Here is a 17,568-nt window from a genome sequence, read left to right as displayed (position 1 = left end):
CTTCACCACTCATTCACCACCAATTCACCGAAATTCACCAAAATGCATCATTGTTTAAACAGCGTTCACCAGATATAGCCATAGAGCTGCGAGCTTTGAGAAAAATCATCCATGCCCTTGGCTTGACTATTGGCATTACTTGAATGAAATGACATTGTTTTTGTTGGTTCAGTATCTACTTCACATTGATTTCAGAAAATCTCTTTTGTTGACCCAATTCGAGTACTTTGCCTATTCTCTGCATATTTCTTCTCCTGGTTTTGATTCGGGGTCACTTCATCTTCCCAACCAAATATCATTTACTTGTTTTTCTTCAATGTTTTGAATTTCCGGTGTTAATGTGTTGAAGATTTTTTTGAATAATGAATTGTCAGGATTTAGAAGCTAAAAAGCGTTCCATGCTAAATAGGAATTTTTCTCAGGATAAAGCAGCAAAAATTTTTCGAATTGCAATAATAAACAAATATAAATATTATCTTTATGAGGTATGGCGGCTTTTTGAGATTCGCCTATGTCGGCTTTTAATGGCTCAAACTCAGATAAGCCAGTATTTACAAGGAACTCCTCGCGCGGGTTTATGGTGGCTTTCTGTGGCGGGTTTATGGCGGCTTTATTTTGGACGGAATAATGCCTTGTCGCTAATTGGCATTTTAAAATTAAATACATCCCCTCAGACTGTACAGTAATAACTCCCACACGAACTAAACCATATACTGCTCTTCGAACCTGATCTCGTGAAAAGTTCTGACTTTTAATGTCTTTTGATGAGCTAATCGTATAATTTATAATTAATATTAAAATCCATTTACTCACTTCGCCCTCTTCCTATCGTCATAAAGTTCTTATTGTGTTATCTTTTAGACGATGGATTATATATAAATACTCAAATAGGGTAATTTAACTCAAATAGAGTATAATTTAGCACGCATTAAATTAATGTCAATATCTGCTAATTGTTTATTTCTCAGAAATTGTAAGGCTCGGTAACAATATGAACGTCAAAGAAAAAATTGGACAACGGATAAAACATGAACGTACAACCAAAGGGCTGACTAGGAAGGCATTGGCAGAATTGACCGAAAATTTAAATATTTCGCGAATCAACAATTATGAGCGTGGAGAAAGGACTCCTGGTCCAGAAGAAATTACGCAGTTAGCAAAAGCGTTAGAAGTGTCCCCTGCTTTTCTGATGGGATTATCTGATGATCGAGATGGTGAAATTAGCAGAAATGCTGGAGTTGGTGCATTAATCCCTTTACTGGACTACAAACAAGCATGTGATCCAAAATTTTATATTGATAAAATAAAAAATGAACTCCATCCCGAAAAATTAACATTTGTTCCTATTAGTCCGGAAATTGCAAACCAAGTTGATGAAAATGCATTTGCACTACAAATTAAAGACAGCAGTATGGAGCCTGAATTTAGAACAAATGATATTCTAATCTTAAATTCTAATGCCAAATTAAATCCAGGGGATTTTGTTGTTGCTCAAATTGGAAATGAAGAAGAAGTTATTATCCGAAAATATAAGCAATTATCTGTTTCTAAAACAGAACCAGTCTATGAATTAATTGCATTAAATGAAGATTGGGCAAATACTCATATTGACTATCAAATTTCATGCAAAATCATTGCAATTGTAATTTATTTGAATCGAAAAATTAAATAAATTAAGCACAACCAACAAGTTAACTAAGTTAGCTTTATTTAAGGTTGGATATAAAATTGTGCAATCCATTTTTCGTATACTATTATCTAAAAACTCCCATCTTAATAAAGAAAAATTTGAATAATAAGGTTAAGTCATGCAAATAGCTCATATTGACATTCAAAATTTTAGGAAGTTGAAAACTTGTCGTGTGGAACTTTCTGAAAAAGAAACTATTTTTGTTGGTGCCAATAACAGTGGTAAAACTTCAGCTATGGATGCCTTAATACTATTCCTGAAGTGTTCTAAAAGGAGAGATATTTCCACAAGTGATTTCACGCTATCAAACTGGGTAGAAATAAATAAAATTGCGGAGAGTTGGATTGTTAACACTGATGAGAATAAGATGCTTTTTTCAACCTCATCTTGGGTTCCATTTCTACCCGCTATAGATGTATGGATTAAGATCGAAGATGATGAAATCCACTATGTCAGTCACTTATTACCAACACTTGATTGGACTGGCGATTTACTTGGAGTTCGGCTTATTTTTGAACCTAAAAATATTGAGGTTCTTTATAATGGATTTACGGAAGCTTATGTAACCGCACGAGATACAACCGAAAAGCATAATGTAGATAAAAGTGAAGACCAACACTTATCAATTTCCTTATGGCCAAAATCTATGCACGACTTCCTGAACCGAGAATTGCATAAATATTTTATTATTAATGCATACCTACTCGATCCGGAAAAACAATCTGATATTCAAAGTCTTCCTTTAGGAATAGAACCTCTTGATTTTGAGCCGTTTGATGGCCTTATCAAAATTGATATTATCAATGCTCAACGTGGGTTTTCAGATGTAAATGCGGATGAAGGCTCCACAAATTCAAATAGGCGACTCTCCTCACAACTTAAACAATATTATAGTAAACATCTAGATCCAACTGAATTACCTGATGAAAATGATCTAGACGCACTCTCTGCTATTGATATGGCTAGAGCTGCTTTCGATGAAAAATTAAAAGTGAGTTTTAACTCCGCGTTATGTGAACTTCAAGGACTTAATTATCCAGGGTTTGGCAATCCACAGATTGTATTATCAAGTAAAGTAGATCCTCTTGGAGGACTTAATCATAATGCAGCAGTACAGTTCTCTGTTATTACAAATGATGATTTATCAGGGGTTATGCCATTAAGGTTGCCAGAGCAATACAACGGACTAGGTTACCAAAATCTTATATCAATGGTTTTTCATTTAATCCGGTTCAGAGATGAATGGATGCGTGTCGGAAAAGCCGGCAAAAAAAAGAACGATTCTGATAAATTTATGGAACCTTTACATCTTGTGCTCATTGAGGAACCAGAAGCACATTTACATGCACAGGTACAGCAGGTTTTCATTAAAAATAGTTACAGAGTATTAAGAAATCATGACAGTTTAGGTGATAATAAACATTTTCACACACAAATGGTTGTAAGCACCCACTCCAGTCACATAGCACATGAAATTGATTTCACATGCCTACGCTATTTCCAAAGACATCCAGCGGAAGGTGATAATCCTGTCCCAAGTGCAACTGTTGTAAATCTCACTAAAACTTTTGGTAGTGATACTGATACATCAAAATTTGCAACTCGATATCTTAAAACAACTCACTGCGATCTTTTTTTTGCTGATGCTGCAATTTTGGTAGAAGGACCTGCAGAAAGAATGCTTATTCCACATTTTATTTGCTCAAAGTTTCCTCTTTTAGCAAAAAGCTATATCTCTTTGCTAGAAATTGGAGGGAGTCACGCACATCGATTAAAACCTTTAATCGAAGCATTAGGATTATTAACACTTGTCATAACTGATCTTGATTCGCTTATTGGTCGCCAAAAAGCACTTCCAGAAATAGGCAAAAACCAACTAACAGGAAATGAAACTCTTAAAAAGTGGATTCCCAAAAATGATGAATTGGATAAAGTATTAAACACCAGTGATGAAAATAAAGAATCTGGTGATGGTAAAATCCGGGTGGCTTATCAGTATTCTCTAGCTGTAACATTGGAAAATAATAAGAAACAAGATGTAATCCCCTACACTTTTGAAGATGCTTTAGTGTTTAGCAATTTTGAGTTTTTCAGAAGTAAAAAAGATGCCCGAGGTTTAATGAAGAGAATGGTAGAAGCAATAAATAAACCTACTCTTAAAGAAGCATGTGAGAAAATGTTTGAGGATCTTAAAACTGGTAAGAAGGCTGAAATGGCACTCGAGCTCCTCTATTCCACTGATCCAAGTCATCTAGTACCACCACAATATATCCACGAAGGATTAAAGTGGCTAGAGCAAAAGATAAGTCTGAGGAATAAGGATTATATTGTACAGAGTGAAACAAAAATAGGTGAGTAAATGGATGAACCAGATTATTCTATGTGCGTTGATGAAGAAATATACAATTGTCTTAACTTGGATAATCCTAAAAGCTTCTTTTTATTTGCAGGCGCAGGTTCCGGGAAAACCAGATCGTTGGTCGAAGTACTAAAAAAATTCCGTGAAAAAAATATTCAACGCTTACAGCTTCAAAGACAGAAAATTGCCATTATCACATATACCAATGCCGCATGTGATGAAATAAAACGTCGGCTTGATTTTGATCCATCTTTTTCAATATCAACTATACACAGTTTCGCTTGGGAATTAATTAAGCCATATCAGAGTGACATAAAAGAATGGTTAAAAAACAATCTAAAATCAGAGATTGCAGAACTTAATGAAGCTCAAGGAAAAGGCCGTCCGGGTTCTAAAACTTCAGAAGATAGGTCAAGAAAAATAAATTCAAAGTTAGACAGAATTAATTCTTTAGAAAGCATCAAGAAATTTATTTACAATCCTAATGGAGATAATAATTCCAAAGATTCGCTTAATCATACAGAAGTCATAAGTATAACAGTAGACTTCCTAATGACTCATTCCCTTATGAGGAAAATTTTAGTTCGAACATTCCCAATCCTTTTAATTGATGAAAGCCAAGACACTAAAAAAGAGCTAATTGATGCTTTTTTTGAAATACAGAAAATGCACTCGGATATTTTCTCGCTTGGACTATTTGGTGACACGATGCAACGTATATATACAGATGGAAAGTCTAATTTGGGTCAAAATATACCAATCTCTTGGGCAAAACCAGAAAAGAAAATCAACTACCGATGTCCTAAGAGAATTATCAAACTTATCAACCAAATCAGATCAGCAGTTGATGCTCAGGTTCAAGAGTCTGCTAAGTCAGAATATGGATTTGTACGTTTATTTATCGCAGATACAAAAAAAGATCTTGATAAAACAGCATTTGAATTTAGAGTCTCAGAAAAGATGGCTGAAATAACAGGTGACACTAATTGGAAAGAGTTGAGCAATGAAGTAAAAATACTGACCATTGAACATCACATGGCAGCAAAACGTGGTGGATTTTCCGATTTCTTCAACCCCCTTTATGAGATTGATCAATTCAAAACTGGTGTACTTGATGGAACCCTTCAAGGAATATCATTGTTTAGTAATCAAATTCTTCCTTTAATTAATGCATTACGGGCTAATGATAAATTTCAAGTTTCAAGAATCGTTAAAAAATACTCTCCTCTCCTTTCAAAGGAGGTAATAAAAAAAAGTTTAACTCCCCGTGAAAAAATAATTACAGCTAACGCAGCAGTGCAAAAACTTTACGACTTGTGGAATGAAGGTAATAGCCCCTCATTAATTCAAATTCTTAATGAAATATATCAGAGCGATTTATTTCAAATTCCTAATATTTACATGCCAATTGCTGCACGTTTAAAAACCCAGGAAAATATGCAGACTATTTCCCTCGAAAATCATTCCGACGAGGATAAAATCATTAACGCTTGGGATAACGCTCTAAAGAGTTCGTTCATTCAATTTGAGGCTTATTTCAATTATATATCCGATAACTCTCGATTTGGCACACATCAAGGAATAAAGGGCCTAGAATTCCCTCGTGTAATGGTCATTCTGGACGATGAGGAATCACGTGGATTCCTCTTCAGTTATGAAAAATTGTTTTGTGCTAAAGAACTTACAGAGGCTGATAAAAAAAATATACAGGAAGGTAAAGAAACAACTGTTGATAGAACTATCAGACTTTTTTATGTAACCTGTAGCCGTGCTGAAGAAAGTTTAGCAATTATTGCTTACTCAAAGGATCCAATAAAAGTAAAAAGTCATGCAATATCCCAAGGATGGTTTGATGAAAATGAAATTATTGATAATCTTCAGGAGTGTTAGAAATAACCAGAAGACCCCAAACAATGGTTTAACGCCATGCTTATGATTTAGGAACTTTGAAAATTATAGGGTCCTTGCTCTGCGTTTGAGTTAGGAAAAATCCGAAGCTCACCATGCAAAAAGTACCCATCAAAGTACCCATTAAGATTATATTTAACAAATAAAACTCAACTTAACCTATTGATTTTATTATGCCGCTGCGCGGAATCGAACCGCAGACCTTCTGATTACGAATCAACTGCTCTACCGACTGAGCTACAGCGGCTCAAGGAAAAGTATACTTAAGTTAAATGATGATGCAACTGTGCGTATCGCTTAAGACTAATATTTTTTATCAAAAAACAATGGATTATATTCTGTTTCATTGGTCTGATCTTCTATGAATCTTCAAACTAAGGTTTGCCTTGTAATAATTTTTATTAATTTAGCGAAAAAATATTCAAACAGTTAAAAAATGATTTATAATATCGTCCTAATTAATTTTTTCTATCCATTTACTAAAAAATTTAGTGTAAATAGAAAAAATTTAGTTTTAAATTATTAAAGATGAATATAACATAGCGTCACCCAAAAATATGACAACCTGTGAGAAACAAACAGTCCGTGAAAAAGAGCAAGATAGCAATAGATAAACCCATTAAAGACAGTGGTTACAGCCGAAGATTGAAAGACCGCCACGTGCAACTTATAGCCTTGGGGGGAATTATCGGTTCGGGTTATTTTTTAGGCACGGGGGAAGTAATTAACCTGGTTGGCCCTGCTGTATTTTTAGCTTATATCCTGGGCGGATTGATTATTTTTCTAACCATGCTGTGCATGGGTGAGCTTGCGGTGGCAATTCCTATCTCAGGCTCCTTTGTAACCTATACTGCTGATTTTATTTCCCCATCAGTTGCTTGTGGCGTAGGATGGTCTTATTGGATCAGTTGGGTGGCGTATATCCCTGCGGAATGCGTTGCAGGGGGCATAATCATGGAGATGTTTACGGGGGTAAATGGTTATGTATGGGCTGTTTGCTTTGGTTTACTTATAACCTACATCAATCTTGCTAAAGTCGATACATTCGGAGAAATCGAATTTTGGCTTGCTTTAATAAAAATCTTAGCTTTATTAGGCTTTGTTATTTTAGCCATTCTAATTTTCCTTGGCCTCATCCATGGCCCAGAATCGGGTGGGTTTATTGGCTCCAAATACATCTTTGGTGATGGAGGTCTGCTTCCCAATGGAACCATGTCCTTATTGACCGCCATGGTTCTTTTATTGGTGAACTACCAAGGCTCCGAGATTATTGGCCTTGCTGCTGGGGAATCAGAAAATCCGGCGCGCATGATCCCTCACGCCATTCGAAATGTAACGTTAAGAATTCTTTTTATTTATATCATCCCCGTATTTTGTCTGGTCTTAATTTTTCCTTGGCAAAAAGCAGGGTTATCAAACTCTGTATTTGCTGATGCACTCAACTTTTACAATCTAAAATGGGCTGGTGCTGTGACCAGCTTTGTGACCCTAAGTGCAACTTTATCTTGTGCTAATTCCGGATTTTATGGCACCGTGCGGGCATTAAATGCCTTGGCACGTGATGGTATGGCACCGCACACTTTTGCTAAATTCAATCATAATTCAGTACCTCAAAATGCGGTCATCGCAACCTTAATTTTCATCTGGATTCTTTTAGGTGTAGGTTACTTTTTTGGACAAACAAAACTTTATATCGCCCTACTTCTAGTATCTGGATTTACCGGCACATTGGCATGGATTTCTTTATGCACATCACAAATTCGCTTTAGAAATCGTCTATACCAAGCGGGATACACTACCGAAAATCTGCGCTACGTGACGCCCTATTCACCCTATACCGGCATTTTGGCAATTGTACTCATGCTCATTGCTTTGTTTTTCTTGGTATTGAATAAAGATCCCACCTATAAACTTGCTTTCTATATAGGCATGGTGAGCTTTATAGTTCCCATCATAATCTATAAGATTTTTGATTTATCCAAGAAAAGGAAAAAAGCGCTTCACGTTAAAACTCGTGTTAAGTTTCAGGATCTATTTCCTCCAGTTTAAAATGTGGCTTGGTGTGGTGAAGCACCTGCCTCTTACTCACACCCCTGTCCACGCCCCCCCCCAACGAATTGTTCCCGGTTAGCCCCGGGATTCTTGTTTGAGGGTTCGCTCCTGAATATCGAGGACAAGCTGTGGGGCTTCGGAGGGCTGTGCTGGATTAGCTTTTCAGAGATGTATAGAGGCTTCAGATAAAGCACGTCAGAGGTCAAGTCAGCGTGTTAGCTTATGGTCAAAAATCAAGACTGCGCATGTTTTACCAAGGCTTCACACTAATTTGTAACTAATGCAACTTTTCTCCATTAGGGACTTTGGGGTCAGTTGTTATGAGGCATATAGCTCCATTAGCATCAGAGAATCCAACTAATAAAAATTGAGAAGTAAAGCCCGCTATATTTTTTTCGCCTAAGTTGACGCATCCAACCACAGAACGGCCTAATAAAGTTTCTGGCGTATAATGTACAGTAACTTGAGCAGAGGTCTGTAATATGCCGATATCCTTACCAAAATCCACCCAAACCTTATAAGCAGGTTTCTTTGCACGAGGAAATTCTTCAACCTTAACCACCGTACCAGAGCGTAAATCTATTTTGGCAAAATCATCATAAGAAACAATCATCATAAACACCTCTTCTTCAATCAATGAATACAATAAAACAAACGATACTCATCAACCAATTAGGATATTGGCACTGCGCTGGTTGTATTTAATTCAGGAACCAAGCTTTTCAATAAAATAAATAACTCGTCATCCTGATTTTCTTCACATGCTGAATGCAACAGGCGCATTGTTTGGATTAGTTCGTCCCAATTTAGCTCTCGGAATTTTGCCTTGAATAATTTTTCATGTTCTGTTGGTGCCAATTGTTCGGATTCGTGGAACAACTCTTCAAATAACTTCTCTCCTGGACGTAACCCTGTGTATTCAATCATAATGTCCTTTCCAGGCTCCTTCCCTGCCAAACGAATCATTTGTTCTGCTAAGTAGCTGATTTTAACGGGTTCGCCCATATCCAAAACAAAAATTTCTCCACCTTTTCCGTTAACCATGGCTTGCAAAATTAACTGGCATGCTTCGGGTATTGTCATAAAATATCGTTGCATATCAGGATGAGTTACTTTGATCGGGCCCCCACTTAGTAATTGTTTTTGAAATAATGGAACCACACTTCCAGCCGAGCCCAAAACGTTTCCGAAACGAACCGTAATGAATTGGGTCTTTGATCTACCGTCTAAGTTCTGACAATAGATTTCAGCCACACGCTTGGTAGTACCCATAATATTGGTCGGATTTACTGCTTTATCCGTAGAAATCAAAATAAATTTTCCAACATTTACCGATACACTAGCCTTGGCAACAACCTGGGTTCCAAGCACGTTATTCATCACCGCAACACGTATTTGATTTTGCAAAAGAGGTACATGCTTATAAGCCGCAGCATGAAATACAATTTCGGGTTGATAATTCACAAAGAAATGATTTACTGCTACTTCATCAGTAACACTCATCAACATGAATTCTATAGAAATATCTGGAAAGTTTTGTTTTAATTCCAGTTCAATTTGATACAGATTGAACTCAGAGTTTTCAATAATTGCCAAGCTATGGGGCTTAAGGGCTAAAATTTGTCGGCATAACTCTGATCCTATGGAGCCTCCCCCGCCAGTAACTAATACTCGTTTTCCAGCAATGCCCGCAGTTAACTTATCCCATTGCAAGTTAACTTGCTCCCTGCCTAACAGATCTTCTATGTTAACCGGCCTTAGTGCATTAACCTCCACTCTTCCAGAAGCTAAAGCATTAAGGCTTGGAAGTGTGCTAAAAGGTGTTTTACTTTCTTCACAACAGGTTACAATACGTCGCATCACTGAAGAGCTTGCTGAGGGAATCGCAATAAAAATCAAATCAATTGCATGCTCATTGACGCGCTGAGTAATTTGACTCGTAGTTCCTAAAACAGGTACTCCATGAACTTCCAAACCCCGTTTTGCCAGGTTATCATCAATAAAACCTACAGGAATGTATTGCTTGGACCGCTTTAAATCGCGGGCAAGACCTTCACCAGCCATCCCTGCACCAATAATAAGCACGCGTTTCAATTCAACTGCTTTATTACTGCTGGCTTGCTTGTCCCAATAAATCCTCCGCAACATCCTGCAGCTGCACAAAATAGTAGTTAAGATCATGCAATATAAGGGAAATACGGAACGGGGAACTTCGTGAAGCATTGAAACTAAATACAAAACAGGAATTCCCAAGATCGTAGCTGTCAAGGTGGCCTTTAAAATTCTCACCACATCATTTAAAGAAAAAAAACGCCATAAACCACGATATGTTTTAAAATAGAAAAAACAGGCAACTTGGATTGCTGTTAATAAAGCTAAACCAATAACTGAATGAGTCGAAGTCAATATTTTAGGAAACGGCTGCATGTTATAACGTAACCAATATGCAGCATACCATGCTACCGGAATAGCGAATAAATCACACAAAAGAACAGGTAATTTTTTATACAATTTTTGAAAAAATACTGACATCTTTTGTATCATACGAGAATCCTTCACTCATTTTTATTACTAGCGAAATAGTACACTATATTTCCGCATATATCATGTCAAAAAATAGAAATCACTGGAAAACCTTAGTCAAAACTATCTCTTTTTTGATGGAAGAATAATTTCATATACTTCATAACGATAAATCGAATCGGGACTACTACTCTCATAGGTTGCACTGAGTTTGTAGTGATATTTGTCCAACCGTGTTTTCAAACAAGCGTCACTCGGTGTATAGATAATTTTTCCGTGTTTTGTAAGCGAAGTTAAAATGATAATTTTGGGCTTCTTTTGCCAAATGCATTCACAAAAATGCTGATACATATTCTGGGAAGAATGGTGGGTCATTTCTAAATTATTGAGGCAATAGGAATCAATGAAATTTAGCGGACTGGCATAAGGAATCAATCCACTGTCCGCCAAAACAACCCAATCCCCAGAAGAAGCATGGTTATTTAACCAATCAACTATCTTATTGCGTAACAGTTCTCCTCGAACCGGATTTTGACTGAAATAGCGATAATCTGCCAAACTCATTTTTGGAATTAAAAGGACTAAAATGGCAAAAGAACTTAAATAAAAAAGTAATCTGAAAGTAGAATCTCTTTTGCGTCGGAAAACAGATACAAGGGTGCTAATACCTTGAACTACTAAAGGAAGGAGCAAGGCAAAAGCAGGTAAAAAAAGCCGATTTTCAAAAGCTACAACAGGATCCGAATCGGCCAACATAATGAGATAGACAAGACTAGGTAACCATAAAAAATAATGACGTTTATCTTTAGCTTTAATACAAGCTGGCAAAGCTAAAAGAGCTAAAGGCCAAATCAATTTAAGGTAGTGAAGATCCAAAGCAAAAGTAAATGCTTTAGATAATCCCTTACAATACACTGAATTGGGGAATAAAAATCCAAAATAAATGTGGCGCCAAAAAAAATAAGGGCCATAGAATAAAACCAGCGTAATACAAAAAAGCAAAACCCCAACTTGATAGCGCTTTATTTCCTCCCGAGGTCTATCCCAATACATTAAAATAAAAAATAAAACCATGAATGCGGGGGCTTCTGGCCGTGTCATTCCAGCAAGTGCAAGCAAAATCCCAGCACCTATGAAATAAGCATGTATTGCAGCTCCACGTGGGTTAGGTGCAAATCGATACCCCATACCTTTGAAACAACAATAGACGGTTCCGCATAAGAGGGCTTGGTATACTGTGGTTTCCAAACCACTGGTAGCCCAGATAATTTGCCCTTTATAGAGTAACAGCCCAAAACAAGGCAAAAGTGATTCACGTTGTGAAAACCAAAATCGACTCATTAAATAAATGAAATAACAGGTCATAAAGAGACCTATTAATCCTGCCATTTTTAAAACAACCACAGGATTACCTTTGAATAGAAGCGTTAAAGCCCCTAGGGCAACAAAGCTAAAATTGGAATAACCTTCTACTGGAGGAGCATGCAAATTCCATAAAAGCCCCTCTCCTGCTGCCCAATGCTTGGCATAACGTAACGAGATAAACATATCGTCAATGGTAAAGGGCCAGATTGCTTGTATTTGCAAAACCAATAGATAGAAAAACAATACAATAAGAATGCTGTCATACCATTGAAACCCAGGTTTCATTGAGCTAAAGCCATAAAGGTCAAGACGACAAAACACCAAAGATTAATTCGTGACAATCGATCACTTAAAAAAACAATAACAGGATCATCATTGTCAATATCTTGCGTTGCCAGCCAGGCAAAACGCCACAATGCAATTGCTGCAAAGGGTACTGTTAACATAAAATAAAATGACTCATCACGAGCATATATGATATAGAAAACATATGTAATAAAACTACTAAATCCTATTGCTACAATCAGCCAATGAAGGACTAAAGGATTATATTTCTTCAACACCTTGCGAGTAGCATGCTTTAATCCTAACTGCATCTCCATTCGCCGTTTATTTAAAGCAATAAAGAGACTAAGTAAGGTTGCTGCTCCAATTAACCAAGTAGAAATAGGTAATCCTATACCCAAAGTTCCAGCTAATACGCGCAGCATAAATCCTGCGGCAATACAAAGCACGTCAATGATAGGAATGAGCTTGAATAGATGGTTGTAGGCGACATTAATTACTAAATAAACGCAAAGAATAATAGCCAGTTTCTTCGAAATCAGCCATCCCAAAGTTAGTCCGGTCAGTAGCAATAAAAACAACATGAAAATCGCTTCAGATACAGAAACTTTCTCACTCGCTATAGGCCTATGCCGTTTGTGAGGATGCAAGCTGTCTTCGGTTCTGTCTTCAATATCATTATAAACATAAACTGCACTTGAAATTAGGCAAAAAGCTAGAGAGGCCAGTAACGCCGGAATAAAATATCCAGGAGTAGGTGTATAACAAAACCCAAGCATCACAAAGACTGCTTTAGCCCAGTGAGACACACGAAGAAGCAGAAACAAATGTTTCAGCCTTTCCGTGAAACTCACATTTTTCACATCATTCATCGATTCACTCACCTTATCTATTCCTGTAAAATGCAGCTAGGGCGAAGTAACGCATAAGCTCCCTTCACCCTGAGCATAGCAAAGGATCTCCCATCGTCACACGATACTGCAGCGTGGAAAAACCTCGCTATGCGGGATGACGAGCCAATGTACTTCACACCACATACAATAACTATAGTCATTAAGCTTAAAAGTATCATAATCCTGAAAAAATGCATCATTTCAATAGGTTAATTGGTAAATAAAATAAAAACTTTCAACATATTGAAACAATTTAGTAAAAAATAGCCAAATAACATTGCAATTATACAATTACGAAGTAAGATAAAATATACAAAAAAGGAATTTAGGCGTATCACGCAAAAAGAATGCCAATGGACGGGGGATATCATGCACTTTATTCTTGCACCTGGATGTATCGCTAAGTTTAATCATTTACGTAAAGACTATGAAGCAGAGCGACATGTTGATTTGAATGCAAAGCCTTCTATGATAGGCACACCCGTTTTTTTTGGTGGAACTGATGTTGTCAGCCGTAGCAAACAAGTTGCCTTTTTAGAAAAGGTAAAAGCCGTGCTTAAAGTTCATTTACTCCATGAGGAAGACATCAAAACACCTCTGCAACGACAAGCATACATCATTGCAGAACGCTTTATGATTGCAGCCTGCTTGTTTGTGCAATCTCAAATTGGAAGTTCAAAACGAAATTCTGCTTTATACCGAATCATCGAAGACAATTTGGGAGTAACTACTGAAAACTTCATGGATGATGAAGATAAAGAGACGTGTTATTTGACCGCTGAGCGGCTCCTTAAAACGCCAAGTGCCTTTGAGCATGCCAATATAGCATTAGGAAAAGATGGACATAAACCATTTACTGAAAAAGAATGGAATGAGTTTGCTGAATTTTTAAAAGTGATGTGCCATAAAAAAGAAGTTCCAGACCAAGTCAAAAACTTTCCTGTTATCTCATTTACCCAACCTTTATTTGGAGCAGCTTTTTCTTATGTGGGTGCTACTGTAGGTGTCGTCTTGGCCGAGGGAGTCAGTAATTCTACAACAGCTATATCACCTAGGGTTCAATTAACCGCTCTAGTCGGGAGTACTCTATTAATTTTTAGTCCTGCCGGAACAACTGGCGTCGCTCTATTTGCCCCCGTAATTGCCACAAGGCTCCTCACTTCGTTTTGTACTATCAGTTTGGCCCATCTAATGGGAACAGCAGCCGGATATTTAGGGCAAGGAGTAGGCATCGGTATAGGGTTTCCTTTTGATGCCGCATACAATTTACTTTGGTCCGTTTGCTCGCTAATAAGCAGTTATTACAGCAAAATACCAGAGCTTGCGCCAATTGATGGGATACGTATTGCTGATGGTGCAACAATTATTGCTGGTATACCGGTTCAATTAGTCCCTGAAAATGCATTACCCGAAGGCTGTACTAAAAAAATCGTTGAGATCACTGAACAGGGTGAAATTCGCATTGAAGGTGAAGAAGTAAAAGAATCACAAAAGCCAATGCAAATTCCTCCCGAAGTGATTGAGGAGTTAAAGAAACAATTAGCAAGTCGTACACAAACACAAGAAATATCAGAGATTAAACAAGAACCCGAACAAGTAAGTAAAAGCGAGGAAGTGGAATCGGATAGCTTTAGCTTGGTATAAGTAGTTTAAAATAGAAATAGGCATAGACTGGGTGCATCTGCACCCAGCGAAGTAGTTTAAGGACGATTATCAATTTCTTTGCGTTGGCTAGGCATGAAGTCTTTTCTATCAAGCCCCATTGCTACAGCTAAAGCTCCAGCGACATAAATCGAAGAATAAGTACCGATAACAATACCAATGATCAACGCCAGAGAAAATCCATGGATTGCTTCACCGCCATAGATAAACAGTGCAAGCACAACAAAAAGCGTCAATGTTGAAGTCATAATGGTTCGAGATAGGGTTTGGTTTATCGAAATATTCATAATTTCGATTGATGTGGCACGACGTACCTTAACAAAATTCTCACGCACTCTATCGAAAACCACGATGGTATCATTTAGAGAATAACCTATTACTGCCAATAAGCCTGCCAGTGCTTTCAAATCAAATTCAATGCCAAAAAAAGCAAAGATACCTAATATCAATACTGGATCATGGACTAGTGCCACTGCGGAGCTCACTGCAAGCCGGTACTCAAAGCGCATGGCGATATAAATCATTGTTGCCAGTAAGGAAACAACAACCGCCAGGGCTCCTTTAGTTGCTAATTCTTGCCCTACTTGTGGGCCGACAAAATCAACTCTTTGTTTTACAGCACCTGGAAGAGCGCTCATCACTTGGTCTACGAGACGTGACTGCTCTTTATCTTCCCGAGGGGCAATACTGATTAGTACGTCTTTAGAAGTTCCATAGCTCACAACTTGAGCCTCTTTGAATCCTGCTTTACTCAGACTTTCTCTAATCGAGGGCAAGTCTGCCGCAGAAGAATAAGAAACTTCAATTTGGGTTCCACCTGTAAAATCAAGACCCCACTTTAAGCCATGAATTGCTAAAGCACCTATAGAAACCACAAAGATCAATATGGAGAATATCGCCGTCCAACGACGAGCACCCATAAAGTCCACATTTGAATTTGGATTAAAAAATTCCATCTGAGCCCCGCCTTAAATACCAATAGATAATTTCTTAACAGCTCTACCACCATAATACCAATTTACAATAGCCCGGGTATAAGTAATGCCTGTTAACATGGAGGTGAGCAATCCTAAAGAAAGAGTTACAGCAAATCCGCGTACAGGTCCTGTCCCCACAGCAAATAAAATGATGGCTACGATTAATGTAGTTACGTTCGCATCAAGAATGGTAGCAAATGCGCGCTCGTATCCTGCATAAATTGCGGCTTGCGGCGATAATCCATGACGCAGTTCCTCTCGAATGCGTTCATAAATCAATACGTTCGCATCGACAGCCATCCCCACTGTCAATACAATTCCCGCGATACCCGGCAGAGTTAATGTGGCATCGATCACAGACAATAAAGCACAAAGCAATATCAGATTAAGTAACAATGCAATATCTGCAATGAGACCAAAAAGTCGATAATAGACCAGCATCAAGATCAGAATTAAGCCCATTCCCACTTGTAAAGAAACAATACCTCTACGAATATTTTCTTTACCTAAAGTAGGACCTACAGTGCGCTCTTCAATGGGATAGATGGCAGCAGGTAAAGCTCCGGCTCTGAGTAATAAAGCCAAGTTACTTGCTTCTTTACTGTCAGCGAGTCCAGTAATCTGGAAATTGTTTCCTAAAGCATTTTGGATCACTGGAGCACTAATCACACGCTCCTCTCTATGGGTAATCCTTTTCTCCTCTCCATTGACAGTTTGTATGCTATTTTTTGTTTCAACATAAACAATAGCCATCCGTTTGCCAATGTTTTCGCGAGTCACTTTGGTAAACAGACTTTCACCACCCCCACCAAGTTGTATTTGTACTGCTGGAGTTGCTGTTTGCTGATCAAAACTAGAAACTGCTGAAGTAATTGAATCACCACTCAATACCACTTGTCTCTTTAACAAAATAGGACGGCCATCCATCATGAGTAATTTATCATTGACAGGGATAGCACCTGTTTGCTTCGCGATTTGTGGGTCATTATCCTGATCCACCAAGTAAAATTGTAAGGTTGCTGTTCCGCCAAGAATTTGTTTTGCACGAGCCGCATCTTGAATTCCAGGTAAGTCAACAGCGACACGGGTTGCTCCTTGTTGCTGAACAACCGCTTCGCCAACACCTAACTCATTAACTCGGTTGCGTAAAATACTCATTGTTTGCTCAATTGTATTTTGACGCATGCTGTTCAATTCGACCGGTGTAATCGATGCTATAAATTCATTGTCTGTTTTACTTTTTGCGAAAACAAGATCAGGAATTTTTTCCTTTAAACCGGTATAGGCATTATTCATCGATTCACTATCGCGGAAATGTAAACTAACGCCTTTATCTGCAATATAACGAATACCTGTATAACGAATACCAAGATCTCGCAATTCTTGGCTAATGTTTTTCATGATCCCTTCATAACGGCGGCTAATCACACTGTCGACATCAACTTCTAACAGAAAGTGCACTCCTCCGCGTAAATCCAACCCTTGCTTCATAGGTGCAGCACGAATAGAGTCCAACCAACTGGGTGTAGAAGGAGCCAAATTCAAGGCTACAGTATATTGGGAGCCTAAAGCATTTTTAATGGCGTCGCGAGCTAATAACTGGGAATCAGTAGACGAAAAAACGACTTCAACCGCTTCGCTTTGAACGATGATTGATTTAAAAGGTAGTTTATCTTTTTGTAAGAGCGCTTCTACCTGATTCTTTAATTCATCATAATCTACAGGCGTTTCAGACGAAATTTGTACTACAGGATTTTCTGTATACAAATTGGGTATAGCGTAAATAAACCCAACAACTGCAATAATTACCAGCATTAGGTTTTTCCATAGAGGATATTTATTTTGCATTTCCGT

Annotated in this window: 12 protein-coding genes and 1 tRNA gene; 5 read left to right on the top strand and 8 right to left on the bottom strand. The window is 37.8% G+C overall.

What is annotated here, in order from left to right:
- Positions 1 to 384: 384 nt before the first annotated feature.
- The gene (locus EL022_RS08400) at positions 385 to 813 is read right to left on the bottom strand and encodes a hypothetical protein (protein WP_051544503.1); all 429 of its coding nucleotides are present in this window, start codon (positions 811 to 813) and stop codon (positions 385 to 387) included.
- A 178-nt stretch (positions 814 to 991) separates the two neighbouring features.
- Between EL022_RS08400 and EL022_RS08395 the strand changes: the two genes are divergently transcribed.
- The 3 genes from EL022_RS08395 (at position 992) to EL022_RS08385 (ending at position 5,939) form a co-directional block, all read left to right on the top strand.
- A complete protein-coding gene (locus EL022_RS08395) occupies positions 992 to 1,672 on the top strand; it encodes a helix-turn-helix domain-containing protein (RefSeq protein ID WP_028382111.1) in 681 nt (226 codons plus the stop codon).
- Positions 1,673 to 1,808: 136 nt separating this feature from the next.
- Positions 1,809 to 4,049 (top strand): ATP-dependent endonuclease, encoded by a 2,241-nt coding sequence (locus EL022_RS08390; RefSeq protein ID WP_028382112.1) that lies wholly within the window; start codon positions 1,809 to 1,811, stop codon positions 4,047 to 4,049.
- Positions 4,050 to 5,939, top strand: a complete 1,890-nt coding sequence (locus tag EL022_RS08385) for a UvrD-helicase domain-containing protein (protein WP_028382113.1) — start codon at positions 4,050 to 4,052, stop codon at positions 5,937 to 5,939.
- Between the two features lie 192 nt (positions 5,940 to 6,131).
- On the opposite strand, the gene EL022_RS08380 is transcribed toward EL022_RS08385, so the two are convergent.
- Positions 6,132 to 6,204 (bottom strand) — tRNA-Thr (locus EL022_RS08380).
- A gap of 338 nt (positions 6,205 to 6,542) precedes the next feature.
- Here EL022_RS08380 and EL022_RS08375 point away from each other — a divergent pair.
- Positions 6,543 to 8,006, top strand: coding sequence for an amino acid permease (locus EL022_RS08375; RefSeq protein WP_028382114.1), 1,464 nt, complete (start codon positions 6,543 to 6,545; stop codon positions 8,004 to 8,006).
- Positions 8,007 to 8,286: 280 nt separating this feature from the next.
- On the opposite strand, the gene EL022_RS08370 is transcribed toward EL022_RS08375, so the two are convergent.
- The 4 genes from EL022_RS08370 to EL022_RS08355 all read right to left on the bottom strand — a co-directional run bounded on the left by EL022_RS08370 (position 8,287) and on the right by EL022_RS08355 (position 13,054).
- Positions 8,287 to 8,622: a tRNA-binding protein gene (locus EL022_RS08370; protein ID WP_028382115.1), complete on the bottom strand. Its 336-nt coding sequence runs from the start codon at positions 8,620 to 8,622 to the stop codon at positions 8,287 to 8,289.
- 59 nt (positions 8,623 to 8,681) lie between these two features.
- Positions 8,682 to 10,553, bottom strand: coding sequence for a polysaccharide biosynthesis protein (locus EL022_RS08365; protein ID WP_028382116.1), 1,872 nt, complete (start codon positions 10,551 to 10,553; stop codon positions 8,682 to 8,684).
- A 102-nt stretch (positions 10,554 to 10,655) separates the two neighbouring features.
- Positions 10,656 to 12,182 (bottom strand): hypothetical protein, encoded by a 1,527-nt coding sequence (locus tag EL022_RS08360; protein WP_028382117.1) that lies wholly within the window; start codon positions 12,180 to 12,182, stop codon positions 10,656 to 10,658.
- Positions 12,179 to 13,054, bottom strand: coding sequence for a decaprenyl-phosphate phosphoribosyltransferase (locus tag EL022_RS08355; protein ID WP_164715637.1), 876 nt, complete (start codon positions 13,052 to 13,054; stop codon positions 12,179 to 12,181). The genes EL022_RS08360 and EL022_RS08355 overlap by 4 nt, the downstream gene beginning before the upstream one ends.
- A gap of 390 nt (positions 13,055 to 13,444) precedes the next feature.
- On the opposite strand from EL022_RS08355, the gene EL022_RS08350 reads away from it, so the two are divergent.
- The gene (locus EL022_RS08350) at positions 13,445 to 14,719 is read left to right on the top strand and encodes a hypothetical protein (protein WP_028382119.1); all 1,275 of its coding nucleotides are present in this window, start codon (positions 13,445 to 13,447) and stop codon (positions 14,717 to 14,719) included.
- A gap of 56 nt (positions 14,720 to 14,775) precedes the next feature.
- On the opposite strand, the gene secF is transcribed toward EL022_RS08350, so the two are convergent.
- Positions 14,776 to 15,693, bottom strand: a complete 918-nt coding sequence (gene secF / locus EL022_RS08345; protein ID WP_028382120.1) for a protein translocase subunit SecF — start codon at positions 15,691 to 15,693, stop codon at positions 14,776 to 14,778.
- Positions 15,694 to 15,705: 12 nt separating this feature from the next.
- On the bottom strand, positions 15,706 to 17,562 hold the full coding sequence (secD, locus tag EL022_RS08340) for a protein translocase subunit SecD (RefSeq protein ID WP_028382121.1): 1,857 nt from the start codon (positions 17,560 to 17,562) through the stop codon (positions 15,706 to 15,708).
- Positions 17,563 to 17,568 lie beyond the last annotated feature (6 nt).

This window comes from Legionella cherrii, from assembly GCF_900635815.1.
GTDB lineage: Bacteria > Pseudomonadota > Gammaproteobacteria > Legionellales > Legionellaceae > Legionella > Legionella cherrii.
Note: the sequence above shows the minus strand (reverse complement) of the source record. Positions and strands in the feature narration are given on the sequence as shown.